Origin of the sequence: Roseomonas fluvialis (assembly GCF_022846615.1) — a bacterium.
GTDB classification, from domain to species: domain Bacteria; phylum Pseudomonadota; class Alphaproteobacteria; order Acetobacterales; family Acetobacteraceae; genus Neoroseomonas; species Neoroseomonas fluvialis.
On the sequence record NZ_AP025637.1, the window covers coordinates 1649951 to 1664560 of the forward strand.

The 14610-nt window shown below is 64.9% G+C and carries 17 protein-coding genes, 1 tRNA gene and 2 pseudogenes; 10 read left to right on the plus strand and 10 right to left on the minus strand.

Going from position 1 to position 14610, the window contains the following annotated elements; genetic code table 11:
* Window positions 1-5 precede the first annotated feature (5 nt).
* Complete coding sequence (locus MWM08_RS08105; protein ID WP_423816020.1) at window positions 6-1046, plus strand: amino acid ABC transporter substrate-binding protein; 1041 nt, start codon at window positions 6-8, stop codon at window positions 1044-1046.
* 63 nt (window positions 1047-1109) lie between these two features.
* Here MWM08_RS08105 and MWM08_RS08110 read toward each other — a convergent pair whose 3' ends face one another.
* From MWM08_RS08110 to MWM08_RS08120, 3 genes are all read right to left on the minus strand, one after another.
* On the minus strand, window positions 1110-1466 hold the full coding sequence (locus tag MWM08_RS08110; RefSeq protein WP_244458945.1) for a hypothetical protein: 357 nt from the start codon (window positions 1464-1466) through the stop codon (window positions 1110-1112).
* Window positions 1467-1675: 209 nt separating this feature from the next.
* A complete protein-coding gene (gene rpoH / locus MWM08_RS08115) occupies window positions 1676-2557 on the minus strand; it encodes an RNA polymerase sigma factor RpoH (RefSeq protein WP_244458946.1) in 882 nt (293 codons plus the stop codon).
* Window positions 2558-2788: 231 nt separating this feature from the next.
* Window positions 2789-3796: an RluA family pseudouridine synthase gene (locus MWM08_RS08120; RefSeq protein ID WP_423816021.1), complete on the minus strand. Its 1008-nt coding sequence runs from the start codon at window positions 3794-3796 to the stop codon at window positions 2789-2791.
* Between MWM08_RS08120 and MWM08_RS08125 the strand changes: the two genes are divergently transcribed.
* From MWM08_RS08125 to MWM08_RS26505, 8 genes and pseudogenes are all read left to right on the plus strand, one after another.
* Entirely contained in the window at window positions 3783-4085 is a 303-nt protein-coding gene (locus MWM08_RS08125; RefSeq protein WP_244458947.1) for a DUF6476 family protein, read from the plus strand. The two genes, MWM08_RS08120 and MWM08_RS08125, sit on opposite strands and share 14 nt — an antisense overlap.
* A gap of 6 nt (window positions 4086-4091) precedes the next feature.
* Window positions 4092-4292 (plus strand): DUF2256 domain-containing protein, encoded by a 201-nt coding sequence (locus MWM08_RS08130; protein WP_244458948.1) that lies wholly within the window; start codon window positions 4092-4094, stop codon window positions 4290-4292.
* A 41-nt stretch (window positions 4293-4333) separates the two neighbouring features.
* Window positions 4334-4409 (plus strand) — tRNA-Glu (locus MWM08_RS08135).
* A 326-nt stretch (window positions 4410-4735) separates the two neighbouring features.
* Complete coding sequence (locus tag MWM08_RS08140) at window positions 4736-4885, plus strand: hypothetical protein (RefSeq protein WP_244458949.1); 150 nt, start codon at window positions 4736-4738, stop codon at window positions 4883-4885.
* A gap of 24 nt (window positions 4886-4909) precedes the next feature.
* Window positions 4910-5669, plus strand: a pseudogene (locus MWM08_RS08145) (SOS response-associated peptidase family protein).
* Complete coding sequence (locus MWM08_RS26300) at window positions 5666-5791, plus strand: hypothetical protein (RefSeq protein WP_255751395.1); 126 nt, start codon at window positions 5666-5668, stop codon at window positions 5789-5791. The pseudogene MWM08_RS08145 and the gene MWM08_RS26300 overlap by 4 nt, the downstream one beginning before the upstream one ends.
* A gap of 113 nt (window positions 5792-5904) precedes the next feature.
* A pseudogene (locus tag MWM08_RS08150) lies at window positions 5905-6132 on the plus strand (integrase core domain-containing protein); the annotation flags it as partial.
* A 51-nt stretch (window positions 6133-6183) separates the two neighbouring features.
* Window positions 6184-6744: a thermonuclease family protein gene (locus tag MWM08_RS26505; RefSeq protein WP_423816042.1), complete on the plus strand. Its 561-nt coding sequence runs from the start codon at window positions 6184-6186 to the stop codon at window positions 6742-6744.
* Here the strand turns inward: MWM08_RS26505 and MWM08_RS08155 are convergent.
* Genes MWM08_RS08155 through MWM08_RS08175 form a run of 5 tightly spaced genes read right to left on the minus strand, consistent with a single transcriptional unit; the run spans window position 6663 to window position 11052 of the window.
* On the minus strand, window positions 6663-7133 hold the full coding sequence (locus MWM08_RS08155; protein WP_244458950.1) for a nucleoside deaminase: 471 nt from the start codon (window positions 7131-7133) through the stop codon (window positions 6663-6665). The genes MWM08_RS26505 and MWM08_RS08155 overlap by 82 nt on opposite strands.
* Window positions 7134-7940, minus strand: coding sequence for an ABC transporter permease (locus MWM08_RS08160; protein WP_244458951.1), 807 nt, complete (start codon window positions 7938-7940; stop codon window positions 7134-7136).
* A gap of 43 nt (window positions 7941-7983) precedes the next feature.
* A complete protein-coding gene (locus MWM08_RS08165; RefSeq protein WP_244458952.1) occupies window positions 7984-8832 on the minus strand; it encodes an ABC transporter permease in 849 nt (282 codons plus the stop codon).
* On the minus strand, window positions 8829-9872 hold the full coding sequence (locus MWM08_RS08170) for an extracellular solute-binding protein (protein ID WP_244458953.1): 1044 nt from the start codon (window positions 9870-9872) through the stop codon (window positions 8829-8831). Before MWM08_RS08170 ends, MWM08_RS08165 begins: the two co-directional genes overlap by 4 nt.
* Before the next feature lie 31 nt (window positions 9873-9903).
* Complete coding sequence (locus tag MWM08_RS08175) at window positions 9904-11052, minus strand: ABC transporter ATP-binding protein (RefSeq protein ID WP_244458954.1); 1149 nt, start codon at window positions 11050-11052, stop codon at window positions 9904-9906.
* Between the two features lie 302 nt (window positions 11053-11354).
* On the opposite strand from MWM08_RS08175, the gene MWM08_RS08185 reads away from it, so the two are divergent.
* Window positions 11355-12068, plus strand: a complete 714-nt coding sequence (locus tag MWM08_RS08185; RefSeq protein ID WP_255751396.1) for a LysR family transcriptional regulator substrate-binding protein — start codon at window positions 11355-11357, stop codon at window positions 12066-12068.
* Between the two features lie 205 nt (window positions 12069-12273).
* Here MWM08_RS08185 and MWM08_RS08190 read toward each other — a convergent pair whose 3' ends face one another.
* Entirely contained in the window at window positions 12274-13272 is a 999-nt protein-coding gene (locus MWM08_RS08190; RefSeq protein WP_244458955.1) for a LysR family transcriptional regulator, read from the minus strand.
* Window positions 13273-13520: 248 nt separating this feature from the next.
* Window positions 13521-14348 carry a hypothetical protein gene (locus MWM08_RS08195; RefSeq protein ID WP_244458956.1) on the minus strand — a complete coding sequence of 276 codons (828 nt, stop codon included), beginning with the start codon at window positions 14346-14348 and terminating at the stop codon, window positions 13521-13523.
* Window positions 14349-14610 lie beyond the last annotated feature (262 nt).

Consider the following 14610-nt stretch of genomic DNA (forward strand, 5'->3'; position numbering starts at 1 on the left):
AGACAATGAACATGACAGGACTTCGCACCCGCATCGCGGGTGTGGCCGCCGCTGCGGTCTTCGCCTTCGCCGGCCAGGCGCTTGCCCAGGGGGCCGCCGGCCCCGACACCGTGGCCGCCATCCGCGCCCGCGGGTCGCTGATCTGCGGTGTCGCGATCAATTCCGCCGGCTTCGCGCTGCCCGACAGCCGCGGCGAATTCCGCGGCCTGGACGTGGACACCTGCAGGGCGGTGGCCGTTGCCATCCTGGGCGATGCGACCAAGGTCCGCTTCGTGCCGAACACCTCGGTGCAGCGCTTCCCGATGCTGCAGTCGGGCGAACTCGATATGCTCGCGCGCAACACGACCTGGACGCTGGGGCGCGAGACGTCGCTCGGCCTCGCCTTCGCCGGCATCAATTTCTATGACGGCCAGGGCTTCATGGTCCGGCGCAACGCCAACGTGACCTCGGCGCGGCAGCTCGATGGCGCGACGGTCTGCGTGCAACCGGGCACCACGACCGAGCTGAACCTGGCGGACTACTTCCGTACCAACCGTATGCGCTTCACGCCGGTGGTGATCGAGAACGTCGAGGAAATCCGCGCCGCCTTCACCTCGGGCCGCTGCGACGCCTATACCAACGACGCCTCCTCGCTGGCGTCCTTCCGCGCGACGCAGCAGAACCCGAACGACTTCGTGCTGCTGCCCGAGATCATCTCCAAGGAGCCGCTTGGCCCGGCGGTCCGCAAGGGCGACTGGCGCTTCTTCGACATCGTGCGCTGGGCGCTCTACGCGCAGATCGCCGCCGAGGAGCTCGGCATCACCAGCGCCAATGTCGAGGAAATGGCCCGTACCAGCCAGAACCCCGACGTGCAGCGTCTGCTGGGCCGTTCGGGCGACCTCGGTCGCTCCATGGGCCTCAGCAACGACTGGGCGCTGCAGATCATCCGCCAGGTGGGCAACTACGGCGAGATGTACGAGCGCAACATCACGCCGATTGGCATACCGCGCGGCGTGAACAACCTGTGGAACAATGGCGGGCTGCACTACGCGCCGCCGATCCGCTGAACGGCGCGGACATCGCGTGACGGGTAAGGGGGCCGCGAGGCCCCCTTTTTCGTGGGGTGCGGGTCAGCCCGGCGGCGGGGCGACCGGCAGGGCGGGCCGGTAGGGCTCGATGCGGTAGGTCTCCTGCCGCAGGATCGACACGCGCCCCGTCGCGCCGTAGCGGGTCGAACCATCCGACGCGCGCCCCACCACGTAGCGCCAGGCGCCGATCTGCCCCTGCGCCGCCAGGGCGCGGCCGATGCGTTCGGCCTCCGGCCCGCTGCCGAGGGCCGCCAGTTCAGCCGGCGTCAGGCCGATGATGATGTCGTCGCGCTGGGAGACAACGCGGAAGAGCATCACGGCCGGCGCCTGCGCCGCGGCTGTGCTGGCCAGCGCCAGCAGCGGCGCCATCAGCGCAATTCGGCGGGACGGTTGGATCATGCGGGCATCCTCCTGTCGGTGCGCGGCGTGGCGCGCGCGGGAATGCTACGCCCGATGGCGGCTAAGGCGAGCCCCAGCCGAGCGCTGGCATGCCGCCGCGCCGTTGGTCCCGTGGCCCGATCCGGCCGTGCCGCGCCGGACGGGGCGGAACGACGAAGGGGCGGCAGGTTGCCCCGCCGCCCCTTCACAATGCCGTCCTGCGCCGCCGGTCAGCCGACCGTCAGGCGGCGCTCCATCACCTGCTGCTTCATCGACTTCTGCAGCTTCTCGAAGGCGCGCACCTCGATCTGCCGGACCCGCTCGCGGGAGATGCCGTATTGCTGGGAGAGTTCCTCCAGCGTCGTCGGCTCCTCCTTGAGGCGGCGCTCGATCAGGATGTGGCGCTCGCGCTCGTTCAGCGTCTTGAGCGCGCCATTGAGCAGGTCGCGGCGGTTGGACATGTCCTCCCGCTCGGCGAGTTCCTCCTCCTGGCTTTCGCCGTCATCGACCAGCCAGTCCTGCCATTCGCCTTCGCTGTCGGCGCGCACCGGCGCGTTCAGGCTCTGGTCGGAACTGGCCAGGCGGCGGTTCATGCTGATCACGTCCTGCTCCGGCACCGCCAGGGCATGGGCGATCTTCGCCACCTGCTCGTCCTTCAGGTCGCCTTCCTCGAGCGCGGACATCTGCGCCTTGAGCCGGCGCAGGTTGAAGAACAGCTTCTTCTGCGCTGCCGTGGTGCCCATCTTCACGAGCGACCAGGAGTGCAGGATATATTCTTGAATGGCCGCGCGGATCCACCACATGGCGTATGTGGCCAGACGGAAGCCGCGCTCCGGGTCGAAGCGCTTCACCGCCTGCATCATGCCGACATTGCCTTCGGAGATCAGTTCCCCGACCGGCAGGCCATAGCCGCGGTAGCCCATCGCGATCTTCGCCACGAGGCGCAGGTGCGAGGTCACCAGCTTGTGGGCGGCCTTCTCGTCGCCCTGGTCCTTCCAGCGGCGCGCGAGGGAGAGTTCCTCCTCCGGCGCAAGCATGGGGAACTTGCGGATGTCCTGCAGATAGCGGGAGAGGTTGCCCTCGGTCGCCATCGGGATCGACATGGAAGCCATGGTCTCATCTGCCTCCTGGGCTGCGCGGACCGCCCGTGATGGCGGGGCCCGCGCGGGCCAAAAAACTCGGTTACGTCAGCCTTCCTCAGGGCCCGCGCCTTGGGCCGCCCGTCCCGATCACGCCCGGGACCGGCCGGATGGGGCGCCTTGCTGGCACCCTTCGGAATCCGACAACGCGGTTTTACCCCTCCGGGTTCCACCGCGCAAGAAAAACCGAGTGCAATAGTCGGGTTACGGCGCGTTACCATCCAGCAACGCAACCAATGCCGCCATGTCGGCCGGCACGGGGCTCGCGAAGGATAGCGGTTGGCCGGTGACCGGGTGGTTGAAGCCGAGCGTCGCCGCATGCAGCGCCTGGCGTGGGAAGGCGAGCAGCGCGTCGCGCACCGGCGCCGTGAGCGACCGTGCGGCCGCGGGTGTACGCCGCAGGTAGACCGGGTCGCCGACGATCGGGTGGCCGATATGCGCCAAGTGGACGCGGATCTGGTGGGTGCGACCGGTCAGCAGCCGGCATTCCACCCGCGCCACCGCCGCGCCCCAGGCGCGCTGCACCGCATAGCGCGTGGTGGCGGGCTTGCCGCCGCGGTCGACCACCGCCATCCGCTTGCGGTCGCCGGGGTGGCGGCCGATCGGGGCCACGACCTCGCCGCTGGTGGGCGCAGGCAGGCCCCAGGCGAGCGCGACATAGGCGCGGTCCAGGTCGCGGTTGGCGAAGGCTTCCGACAGCGTGCGATGGGCGCGTTCGGTCTTCGCCGCGACCATGACGCCCGATGTGTCCTTGTCGAGCCGATGCACGATGCCCGGGCGCTTTTCGCCTCCGATGCCGGGCAGGTCATCCCCCGCATGGGCAAGCAGGGCGTTCACCAGCGTGCCATCGAGGTTGCCCGGCGCGGGGTGCACGACGAGGCCCGCGGGCTTGTCGAGCACGATAAGGTCGCGGTCCTCGAACAGGATGGTCAGCGGGATGGCTTGCGCCAGCGGCGTAGCGGCGACCGGGGCGGGAATGTCTATGGCGTAGCGGGCGCCGGCGCGCACCGTCTCGGACGGGTCGGTGAGCGGGGTGGCGTCGCGCGTCGCGCGGCCGTCCTCGATCAATGCCTTGACGCGAGAGCGCGAGAGCGAACCTATCGCGTCCGCGAGGAAGCGGTCGGCGCGCATGCCGGCGGCCTCGGGCGGGGCGATGCGTTCGACGCGCCCGGCGGCGGTTTCGGGCGAGGGGGATGGCGTGGCGGCGCTCAAGGCATTGGTGATTGGGATGGGGGTGCTCATTGTCGCGGGCACCGTGACGCTGGTGGTGCTGCTCGTCCAGCGCGCGAACGCGCCGTCGGCGCCGCGCGTGGCGGGCGCCACGCCGATGGTGGTTGCGCAGGACATCGTGCTGGGAGAGCCCGCGGGCAGCCGCATCGGCGGGATCGCGGCCGCCGGCGGGGCGCTCGCGATCTGGGTCGTGCGGCCGGATGGGGAGCGCGTGGTGCTGGTGGACCCGGCAAGCGGACGGCGCAGCGGCGAGATCCGGCTGCGGGACTAGCGCGCCATGGCGCATCACAAGCCGAACCTGCCGCAGAAGACCTGCGCGGCCTGTGGGCGGCCCTTCGCCTGGCGCAAGAAGTGGGCGCGGATATGGGAGGAGGTTCGCTTCTGCTCGGATGCGTGTCGCGAGGGGCGGCGGGATATGGCGCGCGTGCGTGGTGGCGGCGGCGGCCCGAAGACGAGCGGCACGAAGAAGGGCGCTTGATCCCGGCGGGGGAGGGGGCTAGAAGCGCGCCTCCGGCCAGGGTCCCCTTCGTCTAGAGGCCTAGGACACCGCCCTCTCACGGCGGTAACAGGGGTTCGAATCCCCTAGGGGACGCCATTATTTTCAACAATTTAGTCATTCTGCCGGGTGCCGCACCTGATACGGCACCTGATATTGAACCGCCGAAAGTTTGGGCGTCAAACACCCTCTGCGCCGCCGCACTGATTGTCGGACACCACCTCGGAAGTTCTTGCGATCCCATAGAACGGGGCGCTGCTCCACGCGCTACCGGCCGCACGCTGCGGGGGCTGGTGCTAAGCTGAAGTCCGTTGTCCCTGGAAACCTCGCATGCGATCGTTTGCCTTGCTTGCGGTCCTCGCTCTCCCGGCGGCTGCTACAGCGCGCCAGCCGCGGCGGAACTGGCGCGCATGCTTGCCGCGGCAATGAGCCGCATCCACGGCCGTCCGGACCTGGAGGAGGTGTTCGGCCGGGCGCAAATCATGACATCGCAGCAGCAACGCTATATCGCACGATCCCATCCGGTGGCGTGCCAGCAAGCAGCCGCTGCGCTGCGCTTCTTCCTCGCCAACTGATCACGGGCGATTGGATCGACAGCGATGTGCAACCTCTACAGCATCGTCCCGAACCAACAGGCGATCCGCCAACTCGCGATGGCGTTCAAGGACAGTACCGGCAACCTGCAGCCGATGTCCGGCGCGTTCCCGGACTACGCAGCGCCGATCGTGCGGAACACGCCAGAGGGCCGGGAACTGGCATTGGTGCGGTGGGGGATGCCGTCGTCGAAGAAGGCGCTCCTGGACGCTGCCAGGAAGCGGGCGGACAAAATCCGTGCGAAGGTTAAGCCCGTCGACTTCGACGAGTTGCTTCGTAGGGAACCGGACAGCGGCACGACGAACATCCGCAACACCGCCTCGCTGCATTGGAAGCGATGGATCGGCGTCGAGAACCGGTGCCTGGTGCCCTTCACGTTCTTCAGCGAGTTCAATCGGGAGGCAGGCGGAGACATCTGGTTCGCGCGCGATGAGTCCTGCCCGCTCACCTTCTTCGCCGGGATATGGGCGCAGCGGTGGACCAGCGTGCGGAAGGTGCGGACGGGCTTCGAGACGATCGACCTGTTCGGCCTCCTGACGACGGAGCCGAACGCGGAGGTTGGCCCACCCAAGGGCGATGCCGGTGATCCTCACCAAGCCGGCGGAAATCGAAACCTGGATGACCGCGAATTGGTCAGAGGCGATAGCGCTTCAGCGGCCGTTGCCGGATGGGTCGCTTGTGGTGGTGTCGAGGGGAGCGAAACGAGACAAACCTTCCACCGATTGTCCGCCGCAGCCGACCGATGATTATCATCCACCCGCGTGACGGAGTTCCCCGTCGATCTACAGCAGCAGGCCGCAGTGGAACTCACCACGGCGCTGGCGCTTGCGCGCATGATGGACGCAATGGCGGCGGATCGCGCGTTCAATTGCGCGATCTGCCTCTAGCCCTCGCTGCTGCTACAGGCGTTCCAGCGCACGCCAGGGCGGAACCTTATGGTCGGGATGTCGCGCCCGCCAATCGCGGACGGCAGCCAGCCGACGATCGTTGTCGAACGGCTCCAGATCGCAGCCCCGAGAGCAACGGCGTCTGCGAGGCCTTCGTGAAGACCTTCAAGCGCGACTATGTCCGCGTGAACCCAAGGCCAGACACCATTTCCGTCCTGCAGCGCCTGGCCGAATGGTTCGAGGACTACAACACCATCCATCCTCACAACGGCTTGCGCATGCGCTCGCCACGTGAGTTCATCGCTGCGCAGTCAGCAACCCACGCCGCTTGTCCGGTTTGATGGGGGCAACTCCACCTCCGGAGGCCGCGCATCGGCGCTCGCGTGATGCTGATGTTGAGTCCTTGCTCCGCGGACGTGACGGCGGAAGCAACCGAATTCAGAGCGCGAGCGGAAGGCGTCACCGACGGCGATACCATCACCGTGCTCACGGAACAGCGGCTGCAGGTCCGCGTGCGCCTGGCCGAGATCCACGCGCCAGAGCGCCGACACGCCTTCGGGCACCGTGCCCGGCAGATGCCCACTGGGCGGGCGTTCGAACGTCGCGTGCTGATTGCCGTCACCGGCATCGATCGAAATCGCCGCGTGATCGGGCGCGTCTTTCTGGGGAGCCTCGACGTCAACGTCGAGATGGCACGTCGGGGCGACGCGTGGGTATTCCGCGTTACCCGGACGGTCCCGCCTTGCTGCGCCTCGAGGCGAAGGCGCGCGAGGCGCGTCACAGTCTATGGGCATAGCTCGAAGCGCAGCGCATGGCGCCGCGGGAATGGCGTGCCAATAGACGCGGTAAACGACGCCGCTGGTGCGCGCCGCTACACCACTCGCCCGGTACGCGCGGACCATTCTCGCCGCAACTCGACGCACTCCGCCGTGCGTATCCCGCTCACAAGTTGAACGTTCTGCCCTGTCGCGATCATGAACGTGTCAAATGCGTAGGTGCCCATATCGGTTCGCTTCAGGTCCGCATGGCGTGCGCCAAGAACCACCTGCTTCAAACCGGCACAACGTATCCCCCATGCACACATCGGGCATGGTTCCATCGTGCTGTAAAGCACCGCGCCTTCTAGTGTCGCCGAGCCGCTGCGCTTGCATGCGTCTTGGATAGCGACGATCTCGGCATGTAGGATCGGATCCCGTTTCGTTGTCACCTCGTTCGTGCCGCGACCAATTTCCTCTCCGTCGCGAACGACCAGCGAGGCGACCGGCGTATTTCCACTCGCCTCCACGGCGCGCGCGAGAGCAAGCGCCATGTCCATCCAGTGCTCGTGATCTTTGGTCATCATTCAATTCCTCATTTGTCGGCTGAAGCGCGTCAAGCGCTCCATGACCATCAGCAACACACCGGTCACCGCGATTAGCAGCCCACTAGCGGCTGCCGCGCGCACGTCGAGTAGGTTCTCAATGATGTTCCAGAGCCTGAGCGGCAGCATGTCAGTGCCAGCGTCGGCTAGGAATAGCGAGATCGAGACGTTGTCGAACGATGCCATGAAGCCGATGAACATACCCGCCGCGATTCCAGCCGCGATCAGCGGCAGGACAACAGTTCGAAACGCATACGCGGGGCCAGCACCAAGCGTGCGGGCGCTGTCGACGAGGGCCGGATCGAGCTGGCTCAAGCTAGCGGAGGTTGTCCTCAACACGTAGGGGGCAACAATGATCGTGTGCCCGACGACCAGTGTGACGAGTGATGGCTCAGCACCAGCGATGCTGATCAGCATGAGAAGGCCGAGCCCGAGCGCGAGGGTAGGCAGGGTAAGCGGCGCCATAAACGCCGCGTCCAGCGCACGAGACGCTCTTGTCGTGCGTCGCGAAAGCGCCATGGCGGCAGCTACTGCCATCATCGTTCCTGCAGCGGCCGCCATAGCCGCGACTGCAATGCTGTTGCGAAACGCCACTCCGATCTCCTGAGAGCGTGTCAGGAGCGCGTCGTACCATTGCAGCGAGAAACCTTGCGGCGGAAATCGGAGCGACTGGCCGCCCGTGAAGGAGGCGATGAGAACAACAACGGTCGGCGCGGTGAGGATCACCAACGCGAGCGCCGAGACGCCGACGACCACGAGTTCGAATGACCAGCGGTCGACGGCAGTCATCAGCCTCGCCGTATGCGCCGCGCTCTCGCGCTGTTTAGCGGTCTCAGCCCGCATGACGCCATCGTGCCATCGACCGCTCAAATGCCAGGAGAGATCCAACCACCATGAGGACGAAGGCTAGTAGGATCACGGCGAGCGCCGCAGCGAACGGCCAATCATTGGCCAGAATCGCCTGCTGGTAGAGATGATAGGGCATGAACAACATCCTTCCACCGCCCACCAATGTCTGCGTGATGATCGCACTAATCGAGCCGGCGAAGACGAGGGCCATACCGGCTATCAACCCAGGCAGGCTCAGCGGCAGCACTACCTTGAAGAAGGTTCGCCAACGCCGCGCGCCGAGCGTGGCGCTGGCGTCGATCAGCGTGGGGTCGATGCGCGCGAGGGCGTTGATGATCGGCAAAGCCATTAGTGGCAGCTCGATCTGCGCAAGCGCTACCACCAGGGCATTGTGCGTGTACAGCAGCTGAACGGGTTTCTCCACAAGGCCAGCGCCCAGAAGCGCAGTGTTGATGAGCCCCTGCCGACCCAGAATGACGACCCAACCGAATGTGCGAACGACTGTGCTGGTCAGCAGCGGCAGCAAAATCGCGAGCAGGATCAACCTACGTACCGTTGGGCCCGAACGCAGGTGCAGCAGTGCCAGCGGATAGGCGAGCAGGACCGTGACCGCGGTCGTCTGCGCACCAATCTGGAGTGTATCCGCGAGAATACCGCGCTGGTACGCATCGCCGAATACGCGGGCATACTGATGCAAACTGAAAGTGTCGAATTCTGGCGACTCGGCAAAGCTAACAGCGACGAGGAGCCCAATCGGGGCAAATACGAAGGCTACATAGAACAACGCGAGCGGTGCTGCCAGCTGCCAGTCGAGTGATCGGGCGGTCCTCAAGCCCTGGTCTCGCGGTTGAACCGCTCGATCAGTGCCGAACGCTGCGGATTTATCTTTGCCCAATCGATGATGACGCTCCGCTCGAGGTCGGCCATCGACTGGCCGATGGTCTGCAGTTCGCCACCGAACGGAACAGCCGTGTTAGTCGGGGCAAGGTAGTATGGGGCTGCCGCCAAGCCCGCCTGAACCTCCCGCCCAAGATACGCGTTCACATATGCATGGGCGAGTTGCGGCGAGCGTGTATTCTTGACGATCTGTACACCGTTGCGCAGTAGCACCCAGCCAGTCTCGGGCTTCACGAGCTCGACGGGCACGCCACGCGCCTTTAATGGCGCGATCAGATTTAGGTAGCTGAACGAAACATCAATTTCACCCTGTTGAAACAGCGTGATGAGCTGACCGGGGTGAGCGGTGACGGCCCCCACATTGGGCATGATTTTTCGCAACTGCGCGAAAGCGGGTTCCAAGTTAGCTTCGCTGCCGCCGTGCAGCTTGGCCGTCTCGACGAGCCAAGCAACTGCGAGGCTCGATCCGGGCCCTGTGATGCCGACGCGGCCTCTGTATTCGGGGCGTGCGAGGTCGTCCCAGGATGTGGGTGGGGTCTGTACCCGCGCAGGATTGTACGCAAGGCCGATGATCTGCGCTGAAACGTATACACCCTTCATGGTCGGATCGATGAACTTCTGCGGGATATCGGCAAGGTTCGGTAACTTCGACGCATCGAGGGTTTCAAAGAAATCCTGATCGATGTTAGCTAAAAATGGTCCTTCGTCGTTGAGAATGACATCGAACGGGGGCGTTCCGCGCGACGCCGCAAGCCTAGCGATGACATCAACGGCCAGCATTGGGGTCAATGTCGCGTCGATCCCGCTGACCCTTTTGAAAGCCGGCAGCAGGTGGAGCCTGTGTGCCTCTTCCCAGAGGCCAGGATAGGTGTTGGCGACGAGCCGTCTCTCCTGGGCGGCGGCCGGCAGCGACCATGCTGTCGAACCAGTGACCCCCGAGAGAGCGCCAAGGACCCTACGGCGAGAAGTGGTCATTCGCATCATGACACGTGCTCCTGTTGCGGCTCTATGGGTTGGTAGTGTCGACGAACACGGCAGGCGCTGCACCCGGAACCAGACCGATCGAGACATGCTCGCCCGCTAAGGGGATTGCCTGATGAGCCGCGGGCGGCAGTGAGATCTTGAGGCGGCTGCCGTCGGGCAGGGCGACCTCGACCATCGTCGTCGCCCCAAGCGGCAGAACCACCTCGACTGTGGCGACGAGGCCGGGAGAACCAATAGGCGCGAGATGCAGCTGTTCGGGCCTTGCGGAGAGAATCGCTGGCCCCGGAACCGAGCACGGGTGGGCGCGACGGAGAGGCAGCGCACCATCGGCGATTTCAAATCGAAACAAGCCGGCCCCATCCTGCTCGAGGCGCCCGCGCAGCAGGTTTGTGGTGCCGACGAAACCCGCCACAAAGATGCTCGCTGGCGCGTCATAAACCTCGCTCGCGGCGGCCACCTGTTCAATCCGCCCCTTGTTCAGCACAACGATCCGATCGGCGAGGCTCATCGCCTCCTCTTGGTCGTGGGTAACCACGAGCGTGCTGATCCCCAGGCGACGCTGCAGGCGCTTCAACTCGATTTGCATGTCGAGCCTCAGTCCACGGTCGAGGGCCGCAAACGGCTCGTCCAGCAGCAGGATCGATGGACGGACCGCCAGCGTTCGAGCAAGTGCCACGCGCTGCTGCTGCCCGCCTGAAAGTTGGGCTGGGTACCTCGCTTCAAATCCAGCCATTCGCACTAGGGCGAGCATCTCACCCACGATTTTCGTGGTGGCATGACGACGCGCCCCACCCGCCCGCAACCCGTAGGCAACGTTGTCCGCGACAGTGAGGTGCGGAAAGAGCGCGTAGCTTTGGAAGACAGTCCCTACACGACGCAGATTTGGCGGCAGTGCGGTGACATCAATTCCATCTACCAGGACCCGGCCCGGCCGCGGCCGGAGGAGCCCGGCCACGATCCGGAGAAGTGTTGACTTGCCACATCCGCTTGGGCCGAGCACCGCGACCATCTCGCCGGGCGCCACTCGAAGGCTGAGATTGTCGACAGCAAGGGTCGAACCGAACCGATGCGATACACCATCCAGGACGAGTTCGGCTGCGGTTCTACGCGCGTCCGAAACATCCGGCTCATTAACCGCCGCCGAGCTGCGCGATTGAACGGTCATTCCCATCCCGGCAATTTCGCAATATTTGTGCCACTAAAGCGAATGGCGATGTTAGACCCTGCTCGACGACGCAACCCCTCGCTCATTTTATAAGTTAGATGACGGGGGCGCTGTTGAAGCTGCCCCGCCAATACGACCAAGGAATAGCCGGTGCATCACGAGGCCAGAGGCCCGCGTGGCTGCGCGTGAGAAATCTTGTGGGCGCTAATGGAATGAGCACGCCATGCCCAGGTCTTATTCATAGGCGGATTCGAAGTATGGAGTTGCGGTGGACCAGCTTTCGTTGACCGGCACCATGGCAGCAGCCGGTGGTCACCCTAGAGGAGCTCGTCATGCTCCTGGATCTGGCCCGGCAGGGCCTCACCGTCTCGGCCATCGCGCGGCGCACCGGCCGCGACCGCATGACCATCCGCACCTACATCGAGCGCGGCCTCGAGCCGCCCGCCTACAGGCGGCGCCAGCCGACGCCGTCGCCGCTTGTCCCCTTCGCGGCCTTCCTGCGCGAACATCCGGCGATCGGCATCAGCACCCGCCTTGGCAACACCGCAGGCCTGCTGGAGGCGCTCACCGCCTGCGAGATCGAGGTCGCCGTGATGGCGCTGATCGATCCGGTCGAAGGCATGGCCTGCACGAAGCTGGCGGATCAGCGCCTGGTGGCCTGCATGCCGCGCGGCGTCGCGACGCGTCGGATCTCACTCGAGCGGTTGGCCGAGGGTCCGCTGGTTCTTCGGGAGCCCGGCTCGATGACGTGCCTGATGCTGGAGCGCGCCCTTGCCACAAAGGGTCTTGTAGCGCGGGTGCAGCTTGAGGTCGGCAGCCGAGATGCGGCGCGAGAGGCTATCGCCGCCGGGATCGGGGTCGGTGTCGTGCACGATGGGGAACAGGGCGAGGACGGCCGCATCGTCGCCGTCCCGATGCACGCGCCGCCGATTGACCGTGGCGCCTACGCGGTCAAACTTCCGGAGTCGCTGGATCTGCCCGCCATGGGGGCGTTCATCAGGGCGGGAAGGGGCGGGAGCTGAGGCCCCACCAGTTGATACCCGGTCTGCCTGGTCACATCATTTCTCGCGCGACCGGCAGTGACCGCTTGTACCGAGTCGCACCTCCTCCTGCCGCAGCTTCGCGACGCTCTCCTTAGACGTGTGCCCATTCTTCCGCCCCATCCCTGCACCTCCCCTCGCGACAGCCTGGCGACATCACCGGCGGTCCGCTTCTGGGGAGGGCAGGTCACCGTTGCCTGTTCCGAGGATCGCCAACGGCGTGAAGCGGATCACTGGAACTCAATCGACCAATCTTCTTTCCAGGCACGCCTGTCGGGGTCGGGCCGCCGGAGAATGCCTCGTTGCCCCCGATTGTGTCCTTAAGGTCGGCAAGAAAACTGTCGGCGAGTTTCGACAGGGGTCGACTTTCTGGAAGGATTACCTGAACTGGCAGTCGTATCCTCGGTTCGAAAGGACGCTGCACGAGACCAGGGAAGAAGGGTGGCGGTGGAAAGAAGGAATCGATCAAGGCGACGCCACCGCCCGAGGCAACCATGGCCATCGCGGTCATCGCTTGGTTCGTCTCCACGGCTAGTTTTAGGCGCACTCCAGCCAATCGAAATGCCTCTAGGATGCGCATGCCGGTTAGCGAACTCGGACGAAAGCTGACGATATCTTCCTGCGCCAGGTCAGTGGGCGTCACTGAGGTCCGTGCCCGAAGCCTGTGGCCGGACGGCATGACGCAGATGACGGCGCCTTCGGCGATGGAGGCGGAATGCACCACGACCTCTCCCTCCATCAGCTGCGTGATACCCAGGTCGGCCTGGCCCCGGGCGACGCGGTCTATTGTCTCTCGGATGTCGGCGGACAGGATGCTGATATGAACATTCGGATGCTGCTGCCGGAACCGGGTTACTGCCGCGGGTAGGAGGCCACTCGCGATCGTCGGCGCGGTCGCGACACTAAGGTAGCCGGCACGTCCTTCGCGCATCGTCAGCACGAGGTCGTGGAAGCCGGAAATGTTACCCACCAATCGCTCAAGGTCGGGAAGCAGCCTCAAAGCATGCGAGGTCGGACGCAGTCGGCCACGGACGCGATCGAACAGCGCGATGCCAAGCTCGAGCTGAATTGCGGTGAGCGCCTGACTGACGGCCGGCTGCGAGATGTTGAGTGTACGCGCGGTTTCACTGACAGAACCAAGCTGCAGCATCGTCCGCAGAAGTTGCACCTCGCGAAAGTTAATCACCCCGCCAATCCCGCTTGCCGTCTACAGAGCGACCACATCTTGGCCATCAGGAGGGGAATGAAAGCGCAATACCGCTCTCATACCAACAGTCGAATGCCTCGACCCTTGGCATGGCCATTACTGACCCTTCAGAGGGCGCGCGAACCCCCAGCTTGCTGGCTTCGCCGGACCGCCGGCGAGTTGCGGTCACGGTCTCCACGAGGCAAAGCGTCGCGCCGTTGGTGGGAATTGCAAACTGATCCGCGTGGTCAACCGCGTGCGGAATAGATGGAATGCCGCCGAATGCGGGCGACTGGCCGTTCCATATTGGCGATGAGAAGCTGGTCGATTTCCACGTAGTGGTTGCCCTTGCGCTCGTACGCATCGACGACGACGGCCGAGCTCGCCAGATGCTCACCCACATGCAGCAGGCTATGGAACTGAGTGACCGATGAAACATAGAGACCGGGGGTGTTCGAGCGATAAGAGGCCATCGTATCGCGGAAGCTCAACCGAAGAAGCAGCCCGGGATGGACAATGCCCTCTCGACCGAACGTCGCTGCATCCTCGTCGAAGTCAATGATCGACTGCTGGAAGTAGGCAGCGTCGACGACGGCGTTCAGGGTGCCATAGCGCATCCCCGATTTCATCTCGCCCGCCCGGATCTCCGGAGGAGTGTCCGGTAGCGGCAGAATGGGAAAATCCGCGAGGTCAATCCGTGGCGGTGCAGCATACGGCAGCATGGCATGGCCGAGCGCCGCCTGCTCTCCAGCAGCATTGAGGACACACATTGACACCCCGAGACTGTCCTCGTCGCGGGTGATGGCATCCGCCTTGACCGTCACGATCTCATTGTCATAGAGCGGCCGCCGGCTACGGGACTGCATCGTGCCCCGGCGCATCCACTCCAGTCCCCAGCTCGCCAGCACGAGTTGCGACATAAAGCTGTGCGCGTAGACGCCCGGGATGATCGCACCCGAAAAGCCGAACCGCTTCGCAGCGGCGTCATCGTGCATGCTGGCGTCATAGCGCAGCGTTTGATCGAGGCGCGCACGCCGTTGCATCTGGATCGAGGCGGCCTCCGAGACACCTTGCATTAGTCCAACTCCGCTGCTGAAGCGCGTTCGGCGACACAGGTTCTTCCACCATGAGCAGCGCGCCAAGCGGGGAACCGTTGCCTGGCTTCGCCGAATTGGCGGAACTTCTTCCACGTATCTTATGCATCCATAACGGCGGCCATGGATTTCCTTGTTTGACCACCGCAATTCCGCACCCGACACTAAACCGCAACTTATGGGTCGTTATAAAAATACTCTTTCTTCTCCCGTTCCGCCGATGCCTACGATGCGTGACGGAACC